We start from the raw sequence: 17,782 nt of genomic DNA on the forward strand, positions 1-17,782 counted from the left end.
GTGTATTTTTATTTAGTTAAAATTAGACGATTATTGCGAGTGAGGCGTAAACGATATTCCTCACCAGCATGCATAATGCGGATTTCACGGCCTAATGCAAAGAGGTTGTTAGAATGTAACATTGGTAAGGCATGAGCTGTTTCATTGTTACGAGTAAATAAGCTAAAAGGTGCGTTCATTTGTTGTGCTCCGTGGTATGTTCTTGAACGATTTAAATGATAATCATTATCGAATAGATCTGTCAATGAGATTTTTAAAATTTTATAAAATGATAAAATTTGCTTACACTTGAGAAAAGTTTTAGAGAGTAAAAAGATGCCCAAACCAATAGTCGATGTCGCTATAGCAATCTTGATCCATCGTGGAAAAATATTAGTAGGATGGCGCGAAGAGCAGCAGCATCAAGGTGGAAAGCATGAGTTTCCAGGAGGAAAGGTTGAGCAAGGTGAAACACCCGAAGAAGCCTGTCGCCGTGAAATCTATGAAGAAGTGGGTATTGGTTTAAAAGATTGGCATCAGTTTGATTATATTCACCATGAATATGATGACATTATTGTCAATTTACATTTATTCCATAGTTATGTGCCTGATGAACTATTAAATCTTATTCATCAGCCATGGGCATGGTACACACGTGAACAATTACTTCACTTAAACTTTCCAAAAGCCAATAAAGACATCATAAAAAGATTGTATTGGCCGCATTTTATTAAAATCAGCAATATGCTTACACCTGTAGAAGGCAGTGATGCTTTATTGTATTGGCGTATAGAAGAAGCTGATGCTGATCAGAGGTATTTAGAACAATTAAGTGCTTTAGATGAAAATCAGTTATCAAACTTAATTATTAATACAGATATTTGGCAGCAGTTGAGTCCTGAGTTAAAGAAACAGATTAAGACCGTTCATTTAAAACAATCTCAGCTCATGAACTTGCATAAGGGCGATTTAACAGTAGGCTTACGTTTTATTGCTGCTTGCCACGATGCAGTTTCTTTAAAGCAGGCTGAGCAAATTGGCTGTGATGCTGTTTTTGTAAGTCCTGTCAAAGTAACAGAGACCCATCCAGAAGCCTTGGCATTAGGTTGGGAACGTTTTGCTGATCTCGCCCAAAAAAGCCAGATTCCGGTTTTTGCATTGGGAGGCGTGCATCCTGATGATTTAGCTACTGCACAACAGCATGGTGCATATGGCTTAGCAGGTATTCGTAATTTCTAATAAGAAAATAGAAAAGCATTAAAAGCTAGAGGGCTTTTAATGCTTGTTGCGCTTCTTGAACAGTTTTTTGATTATTGCGTTGTTGTCCAGCTTTTAAGATGGTCAACCAAAGCTGCTTTTTCATAGCCTGACTTTGGGCAAAACTTAAACCACGTCGCGCTAGAGATTCAGCATTAGAATATTGCTGTTTATGATTTGCCGTAAGGGCAAGAAATAGATATGTTTCTGCGGCTTGTGGTGCTAAACGCTGTGCTTGAAGCGCATAGCGTTCAGCTTCTGACCATTGCTGGTTTTTGTAAGCCTGCTGTGTTTTTTGCATTAAAACTTTAAATGCAGGCAACTGGCTGCCATCATCACTAAAATGTTGAGGCTTTTTTTGCTGAGGAACAATAACCTGTAAATTTTTGCGTTGAATTTCTGGATGTTCATAAGGTGTAATTTTTACACCCGATGGAGTTTCCGTGCTCTTTTTCGCTGGTGGAGCAGGTGTTTTCTCTTTGGGGTTGGAATGATCAGGCAAAGTTGTACAGCCGACCATAAGTACAGCACCAATATAAAAAACACCTTTCTTCAACATATCCTACTTTCCTGTTAACGCTTAGTTGTTATAACTACCACTTGAAATCACACGTGAGTTATTTGACAGATCTTGTTGCATCTGGCTTTCACTTTCACGAATATAACTGTCGGTATTATCATCCTGAGAGTCAGGAGTTGTGTTATCACTTTGTGGCGTATATGTTGGATCAACTTGATAATACGGTGCTGCACATGGCGTAGCACGATGTGGAACCGTATGCGTTAGCATCGGAATATACATAGCGCCATCACAAGCCTGAGCAGATAAATCACCCGTTGCACGGTCAATCCACTGCCACTGTACAGTGTCTGGTTGACGTATATTCACAGGAGTTTGGCGTAACTGTTTCATCACGTTAGTCCATACTGGCAATGCACCAGATGAACCTGTTAAACCAGTTACTTTATTGTCATCTAAACCTAACCAAACTACAGCAACGTGATTACCTGAGTAACCAGCAAACCATGAGTCACGTGTATCGTTAGTCGTACCTGATTTACCAGCCAATTTTAAAGCTGGAGATAAGCTGCTATAGGCTGAACGACCAGTACCCGAAGACATGACCTGTTGTAAACCATAATTCATGATATAGCCAACAGCCGGATCAATCGTTTGTTGAACATTCAGGCCATAACGGTCAAGCAGACGACCATTGGCATCTACGACAGATCGAATTGCACGAGTTGGATATTTAAAACCGCCTGTAGCGAAGTTTTCATAAATTCCGAGCACTTCCATTGGTGACATATTGACTGCCCCAAGGAAAATAGAAGGGTAGGCAGGAATCGTTGACTCAACACCAAACTTTCTTAAATTATTGCTAAATGTAGATAGACCAAACTCCTGACCTAAGCGTACAGCAGATAGGTTGTATGAGTTTGCTAATGCCTCACTCAGACTGACTACACCATGTCCACCACCGCTATAGTTTTTAGGTGTCCAGCTTTTACCACCATCTACAGGAACACTGATCGGCGCATCTTCAATTTGGCTTGCCCAGTTATAACGTCCAGATTCAATAGCACTTAAATAAATCACAGGTTTCAATAAAGAACCCACTTGACGTTTCGCATCTAAAGCACGGTTAAAACCAGTAAAGTCTTGTGTAGAACCAACCGCTGCAACTAACTCACCGTTTTCAGGATGTGCAATCAGTACAGCACCTTGTAGATTTTTCAAACGTGCTGGATTGCTGTTGGCTAAGCGATCTACTGAAGCTTTAAACGCATTTTGAACTTGAGTTTGAGTAATTGGATCTAAGGTCGTAAAAATACGTAATCCCTGATTGGTTAAATCACTTTCTTGATACTCTGTACGTAATTGACGACGTACAATATCTAAAAAGTCTGGGAATTTTGCAGGGCCTAAACTTGGTTTACTTAACACATTTAAAGGACGTGCAATTTCATCTTCATATTCGGCTTGGGTTAAATAACCCATCACACGCATGTTATTTAACACGGTATCGCGGCGTTTTTTTGCACCTTCAGGGTTTTTCCAAGGGTTATATAAAGAAGGACCTTGAACGAGTCCAACTAAATAAGCTTGTTGTGCGACACTGAGTTCACGTAACGGTAAACCAAAATAAAATTGTGAAGCCAAACCATAACCATTAATTGAATAGCTACCATTTTGGCCCAGATTCACTTCATTTAAATACGCCTCTAAAATTTCATCTTTGCTGTAATGCAGTTCGATGAGTAAAGCCATTAATGCTTCATTGACTTTACGTTTTAGTGTGCGTTCAGGGGTGAGATAGAAGTTTTTAACTAATTGTTGAGTCAGGGTTGAGCCACCTTGACGTTTTCCACCAGTGACATTACTGACCAATGCACGAGCTGTACCGCGAATTGAAATACCATGATGATGATAAAAATTGCGGTCTTCTGTAGAAATTAAAGCTTCAATGAGCGGTTTAGGGACATTATTCAGTTTAATGAGTACACGGTCTTCATTGTGTTGAGGATAAATTCCTCCAATGAGTAACGGTTCCAAGCGTGCAACGCCGGTTGAAGAGGGTTTAGTACTTCTAACTTCAACAACTTGATCATTTGCAAAACTTAACTCTAAGACTTGTTCAGGTTCAACACTGTCACCGTAGTCAAAACCACGTGTGTGGATATACATATTGCTGCCTTGAGCAACATAGCTTCCAGACTTGTCATAATTACTTGAAGTTTTGTAACCCAATAACTTTAATTCTTGAGTGAAATTTGCTTGAGAAATAGGCGCGTTGTTATAAATTTCCAAAGGTCGTGCAAACACTTTGGCAGGAATATCCCACCGCTGGCCTTCAAATTTTTCACGGATAATATTATCTAAACGAATCAGATAGATACTAAGAGCAATAAAAGCACCAATGACCAAAATGGAAAAGATTAGTGCAAAGAAACCGATACCACGTTCAAACTTCATAAAAATGAGATAAAACCCTAACAATGCCTGTAATGATGCGATAGCTTGTCATCAATTTGCAATGATAAAACTGTGAATAATTGGAAAAGTTAGATTGAATTTTACAGCATCTTGTAGTTATGTTTTTTTAAATTAATCGGGTTAATGTTATTATAGCCGAGTATCGCAGCGGAGCTTACTCATTCGTGCAAATTTCACATAAGTCCTTCAGAAACGTCGGGTTAATCGGTCGACCAGATAAATCATCAGTTGTAGAAACACTATGTTTAATTCATGATCATTTGTTGAACTTAGGTTTGAACCCCATTTTTGATCAGGAAACAGCCGAATTAGTGCCTTATGATCATGCACAGATAGTAAGCCGTCATCTATTAGGTGAAGTTGCTGATTTAGTTATTGTGGTTGGAGGCGATGGTTCTCTACTCCATGCAGCCAGAGCATTGGTCCGTTACAATACCCCTGTTATTGGCATCAACCGTGGGCGATTAGGTTTTTTAACTGATATCAAACCTTCAGAAGCCATTTTTAAACTTGACCAAGTGCTTCAAGGGCATTTCCAGCTTGATCGCCGTTTCTTACTTGAAATGGAAGTACGAACAAATGGCGAAGTTATTTATGATGCAATCGCTTTAAATGATGTTGTTTTGCATTCGGGTAAGTCCGTCCATATGATTGACTTTGAACTCAACATTGATGGTCAATATGTTTATCGCCAGCATAGTGATGGTTTAATTGTTTCTACTCCAACAGGATCAACTGCCTATGCTTTGTCAGGCGGTGGACCAATTTTACATCCAAGTATGGATGCGATTGCATTAGTTCCAATGCATCCCCATACATTGTCATCACGTCCCATCGTAGTCGGCGGGCAAAGCGAAATTAAAATTGTTATTCGCGAAAATCGAGTTTTGCCGATGGTGAGTGCTGATGGACAACATAGTATATCGCTGAATGTCGGAGATAGTTTACACATCCGCAAACATCCATTTAAACTAAGTTTATTGCATCCACCAGGTTATGATTTCTATATGGCCTGCCGTACCAAACTTGGTTGGAACCAAGATTTTGAATCTTTTCAAAGAGATGAATCATGAATATTGAACAAATGCTATCTGTTTTAAACCCTGAAATTGTAGAGCGTTTAAAAACAGCAGTAGAAATTGGTAAATGGCCAAATGGCGTTGTTTTAACAAAAGAGCAGCGTGAGACTTGTATGCAAGCTGTCATCGCTTGGGAGTTGAAAAACTTACCAGAAGAACAGCGTAGCGGCTATATTGACCGCGGTACGAAAGAAGAGGGTGAAGAGTGTGATGATGATCATCACAAGCAGGAACCTGAGTTTAAACCAATTCGTTTTGTTTAATTTAAGAAGCTCAGTGATTACTGGGCTTTTTTTATGTTTATCAAAATATAATAAAGAATCCTATGAAACGTTTAAAACCTATTTACGTACTATTATTTCTAATATTGTTTAGTGGTGCTGCATTAGCCAAACAGCCGATTGAATGTTTACTCAACGTGAAGGTTGTTGCGAGTCGGAAATACACTTCACCTCAAGCTAAATATACAAGTATAAAGAACGACGGTTATCCCATGTTATTGATTGGGATTCAGGTGCTGGAGTCGCAAACAATACGAAGCTCCCAAAAGATCAAAGCGCATCATTTATATTGTAAGACACTTATTGGTCAACAACGAGATGCTTATCTTTCGGGTTCCTACGATTCTAATAAGATTACAATCAAAATAGGTGATCACTTGAAACTAAGAAATATTCATTCTTCAGGTCAGGAATATCCATTTTGGCCAGATTTTTATTATATTGAGCCTTAAAACCAAGGCTATCCGATATAACCTTGGTTATTCATATATTAGAAACGACTATTCCATAACGCTTTTGCTTTCAGCATTGCCTCTTCAAAACTAGTAACAACTCCCATGGTATATAGTGCAATTCCGATGGTTTCTGTTACTGCCATTTCACCGTATTCATGGTGCTGCTGACCTAACCATACTGCTTTAAAAGTTGCTAAATCTAATTCTTCTTCCGTTGGACTACGTTCAGGTGTGAGCTTTGGTAACTCATGTTCATAGAGTTCACCATTTTTAATACCGCAAATGAGTGTTTTTGCATCTGGATTTCGCTCAAATTCACCGCCTTCACCCTTAATGACTGCACTATTTTGATAGCCTAAGCGCAGTGCACTATGTTGATGGGAAGTTCTATAAGCTGGATGGAATATAGCTTGTAAGGTGGCTTTTGCATTAAAAGGATTTATTAAGCGGGCTAAAGTATGAATAGGTGAGCGTAATCCCATCACATTTCTTAAAGAAATCAGTTCACTTAAAACAGGTGAAATCACGTCTAAAGGTAAGTAAGCGAAATTTTGCTCTGCTAACTGAGTACGCACTTCTTGTTCAGAATGACAAATTTGATAACCAACATATTCTAAAACCTGCTCGGTATAGACTCGGTTAAGGGTATGGCCTGATGCACCGTGCATAACAATTTTATAACCGTGTTGAGCAAGGGTGAGGGCTGCTAACAAGAACCAAGGATAATGTTTACGTTTACCTGCATAAGATGACCAGTCTAAATCAACCTCTAAAGGCTGGAAATTAAGCTGGTCTCTAGTCGCTTGAACAAATCCTGCGAGTTCATCAATAGATTCTTCTTTAACCCGAAGCAGCATTAAAAAAGCGCCTAACTGCACATCAAGCACTTCACCTTTTAAAATCATGGTAAACGCTTGATACGCTTCTTCATAGCTTAAAGAGCGTGAACCACTTTTTCCTTTCCCTAAAATACGGACATATTGAGCGAAGGGGTGTTCAGCATCTTTATAGATATTACGTTTAGTATTCATCGTAGTTCAAAAACAATAAAAATGATGGGATGCAGGCAGCTCAAAATGAAATGTCCACAAGTATTTAATCAATATGACATAAAAAACTGTCGAAAAAATATCAAAAGTGTTTCTTATACTAAAGTCTTAGGGCCACATGAGTGTTTTTTGCGCGTATTAGCCAAAAATTTAATCGAATCATTATTTAATTCGAGTACACTTTCTCGTGCTTTTTTGAGCACTCATATCATAATTTTCTGTGATTCTCCTATATCTTCAGCTTTTTATTAAAAAGTAAGAGGTTATTTCTAACTACTCAAAGTGGTTAGGAACTTCAGGTATTCTCCTGTTTTAGAAAACAACTTTTTTTTGTTTTCATTGAGGTAGTAGGAAGGTTTTTTGTTTACAAAGAACCGTTTCCCTTTTGCGGTGTTCATGTGAAAGGTTAGGGCTGTGTATTCGTAAAGAATAGACGTTTCATTTTGGTATTTCCAACGGACTTGGAAATATAGATTGAAGTAAAGTTATGGCTAAAAAACCGATTTATAAATCACTTTATTTTCAAGTGATTATTGCGATTATTGCGGGTGTTCTGGTAGGACATTTTTCCCCAAGCACAACGCAAATTGTCAATGGTGTCGAACAACATATCCCAGGTTTAGGTGAGCAACTCAAGCCATTAGGTGATGCCTTTATTCGTTTGATCAAGATGATCATCGCACCCGTTATTTTCTGTACCGTGGTCAGCGGTATTGCTGGCATGGAAAGCATGAAGTCAGTCGGAAAAACTGGCGGCGTTGCGTTGTTATACTTTGAAGTTGTTTCAACAATTGCACTTCTAATTGGCCTTGTTGTAATTAACATCGCTAAACCGGGTGTAGGGATGAATATTGACCCTACCACTCTAGACACTTCGGGCATTCAAAAATACGTCAGTTCTGGTGAGTCACAATCTACCATTGATTTCTTAATGCACATCATCCCGGATACGGTTGTTGGTGCATTTGCAAATGGTGAAATCTTACAAGTCCTTCTTTTTGCAATTCTCTTTGGTTTTGCTTTACATAAGTTAGGTGATGCAGGACGTCCAGTTTTAAAATTTATTGATCAAGTTGCACATGTGTTCTTTAACATTGTGAACATGGTGATGAAACTGGCTCCGATTGGTGCATTCGGTGCAATGGCATTCACCATTGGTAAATATGGCGTTGGTTCACTTGTACAATTAGGGCAATTAATTCTCTGCTTCTATATTACATGTTTACTCTTTATCTTCTTGATTTTGGGTACAATCAGCCGTATAAGTGGATTCAGTATCCTCAAAATGATTCGCATGATTCGTGAAGAGTTATTAATTGTACTTGGTACATCTTCTTCTGAATCTGTTTTACCTCGCATGTTGCGTAAACTCGAAATTGCAGGTTGTGAAAAGTCTGTAGTCGGTTTGGTTATTCCAACAGGTTATTCATTTAACCTTGATGGAACGTCAATTTATTTGACTATGGCAGCAATCTTTATTGCTCAGGCAACGAATACTCAGCTTGATATTCAACATCAGATCACTTTGTTATTAGTACTCTTAATTTCATCTAAGGGTGCGGCGGGTGTAACTGGCTCTGGCTTTATTGTTATGGCGGCAACTTTGTCTGCTGTAGGACATATTCCAGTTGCAGGTTTGGCATTGATTCTTGGTATTGACCGTTTCATGTCAGAAGCACGTGCTTTAACTAACCTTGTCGGTAACTCTTTAGCAACGATTGTTGTTGCTAAATGGGTCGGTGCTTTAGATAAAGATAAGCTCAATGATGCTTTAAATAATCCAGATGAAGTCGACAGAAAAATGATGGAACCAAAAAGTCCTCAAGTCGCTGAAGGTCTAGATTAATTCGAATAAACCTATATAAAAAAGGAAGCTAAAGCTTCCTTTTTTATTGGCTGACTGAAAAGTACAGTTTTAATGAGCAGCTATGCCATGACAGTAGCTAAAAAAATGATTAGCATGCACAGCAATGAGATTCGATAAAACAATAAAGCTGAAGGAAAATATTATGTTGGCATACGATGCAGATTTAGAATTATTCCGCGATAATTTTAAACGTTTTATGGGTGAGCATATTGCGCCACACTATGATCAATGGGAACGTGAAGGAATCATGCCTCGTTCGGTTTGGAATCAACTGGGCGAAAATGGCTTTTTATGTGTGGATGTCCCTGAAGAATATGGTGGTTATGGGGTTCCGACATACTATTCATTAATGTTGGTTGAAGAATCTGCACGTGCTGGCTTTTGTGCATTATCGACAGCTATTTCTTGTCATTCTGAAATTGCTGCACCATATATTTTACACATCGGGACAGAAGAGCAGAAACAATATTGGTTGCCGAAAATGGTAACAGGTGAAGTTGTTGGTGCAATTGGTATGACTGAACCAGGAGCAGGCTCGGATTTACAATCAATGCGTACCAGCGCCATCTTGCAAGATGATCATTATGTGTTAAATGGTTCAAAAACATTTATTTCAAATGGGCAGCATGCTGATCTTGTTGTGCTTGCCGTAAAAACAGATCCTCAAGCCCGTGCAAAAGGTGTGTCATTATTATTGGCAGATACACATCTGGAAGGCTTTAAAAAAGGCACAAATCTAGACAAAATCGGCCTACATTCTCAAGACACATCTGAGCTGTTTTTTGACAATGTGAAAGTGCCTAAAAACCAGTTACTTGGTCAAGCTGGGCAAGGTTTTGCTTATTTAATGCAAGAATTACCACGTGAACGTACTGCAATTGCATCCACTGCAATTGGTGCAATCCGCGGTGCAATTGATTTGACAACGGCTTATGTAAAAGAACGCCAAGCATTTGGTCAACCCATTTCACAATTCCAAAATACGCGTTTTGTTTTAGCGCAAGCGAAAATTGATGAACTTGCTACAGCGGCTTTTTATGAAAGAAATATTGCTCTATATCAAGAAGGTAAACTAGATGTAGAAACGGCTGCAGCATTGAAAAGTTTCAGTAGCGATATGCAAATGAAAGTCGCAGATAACTTGCTTCAACTTTTTGGTGGTTATGGCTATATGACCGAATATCCAATTTCTCGTTTCTTTGTAGATGCCCGAATTCAGCGTATTTACGGTGGTACAAATGAAATTATGAAAGAAATCGTAGCGCGTGGATTAATTGGCAAAGCCTAATTAAGCAGAGTAAAAACAGCCTGTCTTGAAACAGGCTGTTTTGTTTTTAATTATTTGCTAGGACGATGAATGACAGGGTAGTCTTGTTGTTTAGGTAATTGCTGTAATGCATGATTCATCTTTTTTAAAAACTCATCGGCTTCATCTTGACGAAACGAGTCTTCGGTATACTCACTGCGTTTTTGAAAGACGACACCACAACCAGTTATTTCCATATTTTTAGGATTAAATGACCAGTCATTTGGATTCTTTAAGTTAATGTTTAAATCACTTTCACAACCTTTCCATAAACGTAAAAACTCATTTGATAATTCTGTTTTAAATCCTTTGGCAGGATAGACTGAAAATCCTTTCATTTCGGGATTATAAAACTGTATAAGCATGTCTACTGGCATGCCACCCCAAACGATTGCTGTATCAGTTGGTAAAGAGATGCCTGATAAATTTTTCTCTTTTAAAGCATGTGTTTGTTCAAATTTCTGCCTGAAATGTTGCGACTGGTAGGTCAGCTTGGTTTGGGGTGGGATTGGAATACCACGAACTTGATTACTGGCAGTAGTTATATAGTACGGGGACGGATCAGTACCATTGCACCCCGCGATTAGGGGACAGCCGCCACAAGCCGTTAGACTGACACTAATTAAACTCAGTAGACCTAAAACAATAATTTTATTCATTCTATTTTACTGTTGTTATGACATCTTCAGACAGTATAACTAATCTATGTATTGAGAGGTCTATCTTTAAGAGGAGTGAAATGCTCCTCTTAAAATTTAAGTGGGTTTTATTCAGTTGTTTGTTCTGTAGGCTCATCAAATAAAGATTTGCAGTTTTCTAAATTTTGGCATGCAGCAAACATAAGTGCTTTCGGCAAACTCGCATACAAATTGGTAATATGTTGTTCAGCAGGATTATAAAAATGCCAATAAGCAAATTGGGCTGAGCGGCGATTTTCCAAAGCTTTAAAGAAATCTTTTTCATTAAAGTTATGATCAGATTGAGTACGAGGTCCTCCTTGCTCATGAGTGCCGACTGTAGTCAAAAGCATCGGAGAATTACTTTGTTTTTGACTCTGCCAATGGTTTAATTTTTGAAATAGCATGCCTTGATCAAACCAGAGAGAAGGGCTGGCTGCGATGTAACGTTGAAATGCTTCAGGTTTTTGAAAAAATTGATAAAGCACAAATAACCCTCCAAATGAGTGGCCATAAATACTTTGCTGCTGGCTATTAATTGGAAACTGTTTGGCGATTTCAGGTTTGAGTTCATCGTTTAAAAATGTGATGAACTGGTCAGCACCACCATACTTATATCTGCCTTGCTTTTGAAATTCAGCAGAAGGTTTAGGGGTGTAGTCATAAGCACGTTTTTGTACATCAAAAGTTTTCTGTTTAGGATAACCGACCGCAACGATCATGAGCGGGTCTAGACCTAATTTTGTAGAACCTGCCCCAATAGATTGAGCGATATTGACTGCACTTGGAAAGGTTGCATTTCCGTCTAATATATAAAGTATCGGATAACCATGTTGCGGTGGAGCAACTGGTGGTTTATAAATTTGAATAAGATAATCATGGCCTGTATTTTTAGAGTTAATTTGAAATTGTGCCTGATTGTTTTGAAAAACAATTTTTGATTGATTTTGTGTAGAAGTTTGAGCCAAAACAGAGCTACTTATTAATGAGCTCAAAAGAAAACAGCAAGGTAAAAGCAAAAATGATTTATGCATAATGAGCAATAATAAAATTTATTACGCAAATGATAAATGAAAATCATTATCAAATAAAGTAATTCAGGGAATGTGCGTAAAAAGGTTAATGAAAAAAGCTCTTACAGCTATATTGCCTAACAAATCAAAGCAGACTATTGTTATACTCTCGTTTAAAAGATGATTTTGCTGAGGCTGCATTCCAATGATCAACGATGATCAAAACAAAACGACTTCTCTTAGTTTAGAACAAATTCGCGAAGATATTGATAGCGTGGATCAACAGATTCAAGAATTATTAAATCGACGCGCAAGCCTTGCTGAAGCAGTTGCGAAAGCTAAATTTGCTTCCGAAGAGAATCCTTTGTTTTATCGTCCTGAACGTGAAGCACAAGTCTTACGTAAAGTCATGGAGCGCAATCAAGGTCCTTTGTCTGATGTAACCATGGCGCGTTTGTTCCGTGAAATTATGTCTGCTTGCCTTGCTTTAGAAGCACCGCAAAGTATTGCATTTTTAGGGCCAGAAGGTACTTTTACTCAATCTGCTGTGCTTAAGCATTTTGGTAAAGATGCGGTTGTACGCCCACTTCCAACTATTGATGAAGTCTTCCGTGAAGTGGAAGCAGGTAGTGCCCATTACGGTGTAGTTCCAGTTGAAAACTCATCTGAAGGTGTTGTAAACCATACCTTAGATTGCTTTAAAACATCGAATTTAAACGTGATTGGTGAAGTTGAATTACGTATTCACCATCAATTCCTTGTTTCTGAAAATACACGTAAAGACAGTATTAAGCAGATTTATGCGCATCAACAAACTTTGGCTCAATGTCGCCAATGGTTAGATGCACATTATCCGGGTGTTGAGCGTGTTGCTTTAAACTCAAATGCAGAAGCTGCACGCCGTATTCGTAATGAATGGCACTCGGCTGCGATTGCATCTGATATTGCAGCAGGCATGTATAACCTTGAAATCTTACATAGCAATATTGAAGATAATCCGGAAAATACAACACGTTTCTTAGTGATTGGTCGTGAAAAAATTCCACAAAGTGGCAATGATAAAACATCATTATTGATTTCAGCGCATGATCGTGCGGGTGCTTTATTAGAAATTTTAGCGCCATTTGCAAAACATAATATTAGCTTAACAAGTATTGAGACTCGTCCAGCATTACCTGAAAAATGGGCCTATGTATTCTTTATCGATTTAGAAGGTCATATCGAACAAGAGAATGTTGCTGCTGCGATTAATGATATTCGCCCAATGGTGAAAGAGATTCGTATTTTAGGTTCTTATCCTGCCGCTGTTCTGTAATCACTTATGTTGGAATAATGACATGTATTAAGATAAGCATGTCATTATGCTTAAAAACAAATTGCTCAATGGTTTAAATATCTTTGAGCAAAAGCAAAGTTGAAGTTATGTCACACCCCCTATTTAAAAAAGTTGCATTTATTGGTTTAGGACTCATCGGGTCGAGTTTAGCTCGTGTTATTGTTGCAGAAAAGTTGGCGACAACTATTGTTGCATCTACGCGCTCACATAAAACTTTAGAAGATGCAAAATCACTTGGCTTAATACACGAAGGATTTTCTGATCCAGTTGAAGCCGTGAAAGGGGCAGATTTAGTCGTTTTAGCCTTGCCAGTGCGTGCTACGCAAAAAGTGCTTGAGCAAATTAAACCTTATTTGTCAGCAACCACAATTTTAACCGATGTGGGAAGTACAAAAGGTAATGTCGTTGATGCAGCAAAAGCTGTATTTGGTGAAGATTTACCAGAAGGTTTTGTGCCAGGGCATCCTATTGCAGGTAGTGAACATACAGGTGTTCACGCGGGTAAAGTTGACTTATTTGCAAATCATAAAGTGATTTTAACGCCGTTACCAACAAGTGCAGAATGGGCTGTTGATAAACTGATTCAACTTTGGTCGGCAGCAAAAGCCGAAGTCATTTGTATGGATGTTGCCAAGCATGATGAAGTGTTGGCCCATACGAGTCATCTACCACATTTGATGGCATTTAATCTGGTCGAGCAACTTGCAAACCGTGAAGATAATCTCGATATTTTCCGTTATGCAGCAGGTGGTTTTCGTGACTTTTCGCGGATTGCTGCCAGTGATCCCCAAATGTGGCATGACATTTTCTTTGCCAATAAAACAGCTATATTAAATGCTGTAGATGGCTTCGAAAAGCAGCTTACTGTACTTAGAAAATTGATTGAAAACGAAGACTCTCATGCATTAATGGGTTTGCTTGGACATGCTCAGGCAGCACGTCAGCATTTCAATCATATGTTAGCCAAAAAACCTTTAATGGAGAAAAATAAGGTGACACAGCAATTCAGTATATTACCGGGAAATAAAACTTTTAAAGGTAAATTTACCGTACCGGGTGACAAATCTGTGTCACATCGCTCCATTATGTTTGGTGCTATTGCCGAAGGCACGACTCATGTCACTGGCTTTCTTGAAGGTGAAGACGCGTTAGCAACTTTGCAAGCTTTCCGTGATATGGGCGTAAGCATTGAAGGCCCAAAGAATGGTGAAGTGACCATTCATGGTGTAGGCATGCATGGTTTAAAAGCACCTGCAAGTGCATTGTATATGGGTAACTCTGGTACAAGCATGCGTTTGCTTTCAGGCATGTTATCAGCACAAAAGTTTGATTCAGTGATGACAGGTGATGCGTCACTTTCTAAACGTCCAATGGAGCGTATTGCTAAGCCATTGCGTTTAATGGGCGCGCAAATTCAAACTACAGGTGAAAAAGGTACACCACCTGTAAGCATTACTGGTGCTCAGCAATTAAAAGGTATTCAATACGATTTACCTATGGCATCAGCTCAAGTGAAGTCTGGTATTTTACTTGCAGGCTTATGGGCTGAAGGTGAAACTTCGGTAACTGAACCAGAGCCAACACGTGATCATACTGAACGCATGCTTCGTGCATTTGGTTATGATGTTAAAACCGAAGGCAACAAAATTTCCCTTGTTGGTGGCGGTAAATTAGTAGGTACTGACATTCAAGTACCATCAGACATTTCATCCGCTGCTTTCTTTATGGTGGGTGCTGCAATTACTGAAGGCGCCGACGTTGTGCTTGAAGCTGTAGGTATTAACCCAACACGTACTGGTGTGATCGAAATTTTAAAACAAATGGGTGCTGACCTAACTGTTGAAAATGAACGTATTGCTGGTGGTGAGCCGATTGCTGATATTCATATTAAGGGTTCACGCACGCTTAAAGGCATTCACATGCCTGAAGACCAAGTACCTTTAGCAATTGATGAATTCCCAGCTTTATTTATTGCAGCAGCTTGTGCGGAAGGCCAGACCGTATTAACTGGGGCAGCAGAGCTTCGCGTGAAAGAGTCTGACCGTATTCAAGTGATGGCAGATGGCTTAAAAATCATGGGTATTGACTGCACACCAACTGAAGATGGCATCATTATTGAAGGTAAGGGTAAGTCTGGCGATTGGTCACCAATTTTTACTGGTGGTGAAGTTGAATCGCACCATGACCACCGTATTGCCATGAGCTTTAGTATGGCAGGCCTTCGTAATTCTGGTCCGATTACGATTCAGGGTACTGAAACAGTTGCTACCAGCTTCCCAACTTTTACTGAGTTGGCGAATCGTGCAGGCTTAACGATCGAAGTTAGCCAATAACTTTTTACCTAACACATTTTATAATTGCTAACACAATAGCAACGGCAGCAGCGGGCTAAAGGCTTGGCTGCTGTTTGTTTATTGCTTATGCTAAGCGCAGATAATGATAATAGTGTTAGGACAAAGGATGAAAAAATTACAATTTATTGCTAGTTGCCCACAACATGGGGTGCTTGATCATCCACCAAATGAATGCCATATCACCCAAGAATATGTAGCAGCTTTATTATTTAAACAATTGGGGCATTATGGTTTTGATGCGCAACATATTGTGCATGAACATGAAAAAGTAGAAGTGAGTATTGATAATCATCTTTTACCCTTGTCTATTACTTGCCAAAAAACAGACCATGATGGGCATTTGATGTGTGAAATCTCTGCCAATCCAGATGAAGAACAAGACTGGTTTGAGAAAATTGAAACACAAAGTATTATTCGTCAGCTCGCGCAGGCTGTTGAAAATAGTTTGAAAGCCGATCAAAGCTTTTCAGCATTTGAATGGAAAAATTAAATAAAACGATTCTTAAAACTTTTTCATGAAGTACGGCTTTTAGAAAAGTCGTACTTTCTGTTTAAATTAAATATAAAAATACAAAATCTTTACTCAAATCTCTACCTATCTTTAATGTGTTGTGTATATTGAAATTATTAAGATATTTACATAATTAGAGTGTGGTTTTCATGACACAAGTTGATATTGCGGCGTTATCTCCTCAAGTCGTTTGGCAGCATTTTCAAACACTTTGCACTATTCCTCGTCCATCAAAGCATGAACAGCAACTTCGTGAGTTTTTACAAAACTGGGCTGAAAGTCGAAATTTAGAAACTTATGTAGATGAAGTGGGTAATTTGATTATCCGCAAGAATGCGACTGTAGGTAAAGAACATGTATCTGGAGTCATTCTTCAAGGCCATTTAGATATGGTCACACAAGCCAACACAGGTACTGTACATGACTTCTTTAAAGACCCGATCCGTCCAGTGCTTGAGAATGGTTGGTTAATTGCCAAAGACACCACTTTAGGCGCTGATAATGGCATTGGGGTAGCCTTAGCTTTAGCTGTATTAGATTCAAATGATATTGCTCATGGGCCAATTGAAGTTCTTTTAACAGTGGATGAAGAAGCGGGCATGAGTGGTGCGCGGCTTTTGCAAGCGGGTGTGTTAAAAGGTAAATGGTTATTCAATATTGATACAGAAGAGTGGGGCGAGTTATATCTTGGATGTGCTGGCAGTATTGATGTTGAAGTCGAGCAGCCACTTAATTATGAACCAATCCCTGAAAACTTGAGTGTTGTGAACATTCAGGTTGCTGGCCTTAAAGGTGGTCATTCTGGTGTAGATATTCATTTAGGGCGCGGCAATGCCAACGTTATTTTAGCCCGCTTTTTAAATCAGTATTTACAACAACTTGGTGGGCGTCTTGTCGAGTTTAGTGGTGGTTCAGCTCGTAATGCTTTACCTCGAGAAGCAGTTGCAACTATTGCAATTTCGCCTAACCAATTACCTGAATTAGAAAAATTACTCGCTGAATATCAAACGACATGGAAAAAACAGCTACAGGGTATTGATGACAATCTACAATTAAGTGTTCAACCGAATAGCGCTGACGTGACGGGAGTGATTGCTCAACAGCAGCAAAACGAATGGTTGCAAGCTTTGGCAACAAGCCCATACGGCGTTGCAAGTATGAGTCAAGCGCTCCCAGATGTGGTTGAGACTTCAAATAATATTGGGGTTGTAAAATTAAATCGAGAGGGTGGAAAAGCTGTCTTAATGGTCCGCTCAATGGTGAACCAAGAAGCTGAAGATTTTGCAAAGAAAATTCAGGCGCATTTTAGTCAATTTAATATCGCCTCTACACTCACACCATTAGTTTCGGGCTGGACACCAAATCCTGACTCAGCTGCTTTAAAGTGTTTACAGCAGGCCTATCAAAAGGCGTTTAACATTGAGCCAAAGCTCAAAGTAATTCACGCAGGCTTAGAGTGCGGGATTATTGCCGAGCACTATCCAGATTTACAGATGGTTTCATTTGGACCTGATATTCAAGGTGCACATGCACCGGGTGAGCGAGTAAAAGTTGATACTGTAGATAATTGCTGGAAGTTGTTGGTGACGGCTTTGGCATCTGTAGAGTAATTTTTTAGAA

The 17,782-nt window shown here is 39.1% G+C and carries 16 protein-coding genes; 10 read left to right on the forward strand and 6 right to left on the reverse strand.

The genetic code is table 11. The features are described from left to right. Positions 1-8: 8 nt before the first annotated feature. Positions 9-179, reverse strand: a complete 171-nt coding sequence (hemP, locus tag ACLBWE_RS06480) for a hemin uptake protein HemP (protein WP_004643472.1) — start codon at positions 177-179, stop codon at positions 9-11. A 136-nt stretch (positions 180-315) separates the two neighbouring features. Between hemP and ACLBWE_RS06485 the strand changes: the two genes are divergently transcribed. Next, positions 316-1,218 (forward strand): NUDIX domain-containing protein, encoded by a 903-nt coding sequence (locus ACLBWE_RS06485; protein ID WP_447601829.1) that lies wholly within the window; start codon positions 316-318, stop codon positions 1,216-1,218. Positions 1,219-1,243: 25 nt separating this feature from the next. Here ACLBWE_RS06485 and ACLBWE_RS06490 read toward each other — a convergent pair whose 3' ends face one another. Together ACLBWE_RS06490 and mrcB are read right to left on the reverse strand one after the other, a co-directional pair. Then, positions 1,244-1,795 carry a tetratricopeptide repeat protein gene (locus tag ACLBWE_RS06490; RefSeq protein WP_447601831.1) on the reverse strand — a complete coding sequence of 184 codons (552 nt, stop codon included), beginning with the start codon at positions 1,793-1,795 and terminating at the stop codon, positions 1,244-1,246. 21 nt (positions 1,796-1,816) lie between these two features. Further along, positions 1,817-4,213, reverse strand: coding sequence for a penicillin-binding protein 1B (gene mrcB, locus ACLBWE_RS06495; protein ID WP_151743270.1), 2,397 nt, complete (start codon positions 4,211-4,213; stop codon positions 1,817-1,819). A 185-nt stretch (positions 4,214-4,398) separates the two neighbouring features. Here mrcB and ACLBWE_RS06500 point away from each other — a divergent pair, with 185 nt between their 5' ends. The 3 genes from ACLBWE_RS06500 to ACLBWE_RS06510 all read left to right on the forward strand — a co-directional run bounded on the left by ACLBWE_RS06500 (position 4,399) and on the right by ACLBWE_RS06510 (position 6,046). Beyond that, a complete protein-coding gene (locus ACLBWE_RS06500; RefSeq protein WP_003650688.1) occupies positions 4,399-5,307 on the forward strand; it encodes an NAD(+) kinase in 909 nt (302 codons plus the stop codon). Next, positions 5,304-5,576, forward strand: a complete 273-nt coding sequence (locus ACLBWE_RS06505; protein ID WP_396462885.1) for a YeaC family protein — start codon at positions 5,304-5,306, stop codon at positions 5,574-5,576. The genes ACLBWE_RS06500 and ACLBWE_RS06505 overlap by 4 nt, the downstream gene beginning before the upstream one ends. A gap of 62 nt (positions 5,577-5,638) precedes the next feature. Continuing rightward, positions 5,639-6,046: a hypothetical protein gene (locus ACLBWE_RS06510; protein WP_003650692.1), complete on the forward strand. Its 408-nt coding sequence runs from the start codon at positions 5,639-5,641 to the stop codon at positions 6,044-6,046. A 38-nt stretch (positions 6,047-6,084) separates the two neighbouring features. Here the strand turns inward: ACLBWE_RS06510 and ACLBWE_RS06515 are convergent, their stop codons facing one another. Then, complete coding sequence (locus ACLBWE_RS06515) at positions 6,085-7,080, reverse strand: glycosyl transferase family protein (RefSeq protein ID WP_447601835.1); 996 nt, start codon at positions 7,078-7,080, stop codon at positions 6,085-6,087. Positions 7,081-7,585: 505 nt separating this feature from the next. Between ACLBWE_RS06515 and ACLBWE_RS06520 the strand changes: the two genes are divergently transcribed. Then, complete coding sequence (locus ACLBWE_RS06520; RefSeq protein WP_447601837.1) at positions 7,586-8,944, forward strand: dicarboxylate/amino acid:cation symporter; 1,359 nt, start codon at positions 7,586-7,588, stop codon at positions 8,942-8,944. Positions 8,945-9,107: 163 nt separating this feature from the next. Then, positions 9,108-10,253, forward strand: a complete 1,146-nt coding sequence (locus ACLBWE_RS06525) for an acyl-CoA dehydrogenase family protein (protein WP_092706209.1) — start codon at positions 9,108-9,110, stop codon at positions 10,251-10,253. A 50-nt stretch (positions 10,254-10,303) separates the two neighbouring features. On the opposite strand, the gene ACLBWE_RS06530 is transcribed toward ACLBWE_RS06525, so the two are convergent. Next, entirely contained in the window at positions 10,304-10,930 is a 627-nt protein-coding gene (locus ACLBWE_RS06530) for a hypothetical protein (protein WP_447601839.1), read from the reverse strand. Positions 10,931-11,037: 107 nt separating this feature from the next. Beyond that, a complete protein-coding gene (locus ACLBWE_RS06535; RefSeq protein ID WP_447601841.1) occupies positions 11,038-11,982 on the reverse strand; it encodes an alpha/beta hydrolase in 945 nt (314 codons plus the stop codon). 184 nt (positions 11,983-12,166) lie between these two features. Between ACLBWE_RS06535 and pheA the strand changes: the two genes are divergently transcribed. The 4 genes from pheA (at position 12,167) to ACLBWE_RS06555 (ending at position 17,772) form a co-directional block, all read left to right on the forward strand. Further along, a complete protein-coding gene (pheA, locus tag ACLBWE_RS06540) occupies positions 12,167-13,276 on the forward strand; it encodes a prephenate dehydratase (RefSeq protein WP_003650703.1) in 1,110 nt (369 codons plus the stop codon). 107 nt (positions 13,277-13,383) lie between these two features. Beyond that, complete coding sequence (locus tag ACLBWE_RS06545) at positions 13,384-15,630, forward strand: bifunctional prephenate dehydrogenase/3-phosphoshikimate 1-carboxyvinyltransferase (protein WP_447601844.1); 2,247 nt, start codon at positions 13,384-13,386, stop codon at positions 15,628-15,630. A gap of 127 nt (positions 15,631-15,757) precedes the next feature. Next, positions 15,758-16,141, forward strand: coding sequence for a hypothetical protein (locus ACLBWE_RS06550; protein WP_004643460.1), 384 nt, complete (start codon positions 15,758-15,760; stop codon positions 16,139-16,141). A gap of 170 nt (positions 16,142-16,311) precedes the next feature. After that, entirely contained in the window at positions 16,312-17,772 is a 1,461-nt protein-coding gene (locus ACLBWE_RS06555; RefSeq protein ID WP_447601846.1) for an aminoacyl-histidine dipeptidase, read from the forward strand. The last annotated feature ends 10 nt before the right edge of the window (positions 17,773-17,782 follow it).

Source organism: Acinetobacter sp. M5A5_2a (assembly GCF_053345265.1).

Bases quoted from the DNA above. Each gene is read 5' to 3' on its own strand.
- ACLBWE_RS06525 (WP_092706209.1), top strand. From the start codon at position 9,108: ATGTTGGCATACGATGCAGATTTAGAATTATTCCGCGATAATTTTAAA.
- ACLBWE_RS06490 (WP_447601831.1), bottom strand. From the start codon at position 1,795: ATGTTGAAGAAAGGTGTTTTTTATATTGGTGCTGTACTTATGGTCGGC.
- ACLBWE_RS06555 (WP_447601846.1), top strand. From the start codon at position 16,312: ATGACACAAGTTGATATTGCGGCGTTATCTCCTCAAGTCGTTTGGCAG.
- ACLBWE_RS06510 (WP_003650692.1), top strand. From the start codon at position 5,639: ATGAAACGTTTAAAACCTATTTACGTACTATTATTTCTAATATTGTTT.
- pheA (WP_003650703.1), top strand. From the start codon at position 12,167: ATGATCAACGATGATCAAAACAAAACGACTTCTCTTAGTTTAGAACAA.
- ACLBWE_RS06505 (WP_396462885.1), top strand. From the start codon at position 5,304: ATGAATATTGAACAAATGCTATCTGTTTTAAACCCTGAAATTGTAGAG.
- ACLBWE_RS06550 (WP_004643460.1), top strand. From the start codon at position 15,758: ATGAAAAAATTACAATTTATTGCTAGTTGCCCACAACATGGGGTGCTT.
- ACLBWE_RS06485 (WP_447601829.1), top strand. From the start codon at position 316: ATGCCCAAACCAATAGTCGATGTCGCTATAGCAATCTTGATCCATCGT.
- ACLBWE_RS06545 (WP_447601844.1), top strand. From the start codon at position 13,384: ATGTCACACCCCCTATTTAAAAAAGTTGCATTTATTGGTTTAGGACTC.
- ACLBWE_RS06520 (WP_447601837.1), top strand. From the start codon at position 7,586: ATGGCTAAAAAACCGATTTATAAATCACTTTATTTTCAAGTGATTATT.
- ACLBWE_RS06530 (WP_447601839.1), bottom strand. From the start codon at position 10,930: ATGAATAAAATTATTGTTTTAGGTCTACTGAGTTTAATTAGTGTCAGT.
- mrcB (WP_151743270.1), bottom strand. From the start codon at position 4,213: ATGAAGTTTGAACGTGGTATCGGTTTCTTTGCACTAATCTTTTCCATT.
- ACLBWE_RS06535 (WP_447601841.1), bottom strand. From the start codon at position 11,982: ATGCATAAATCATTTTTGCTTTTACCTTGCTGTTTTCTTTTGAGCTCA.
- ACLBWE_RS06515 (WP_447601835.1), bottom strand. From the start codon at position 7,080: ATGAATACTAAACGTAATATCTATAAAGATGCTGAACACCCCTTCGCT.
- hemP (WP_004643472.1), bottom strand. From the start codon at position 179: ATGAACGCACCTTTTAGCTTATTTACTCGTAACAATGAAACAGCTCAT.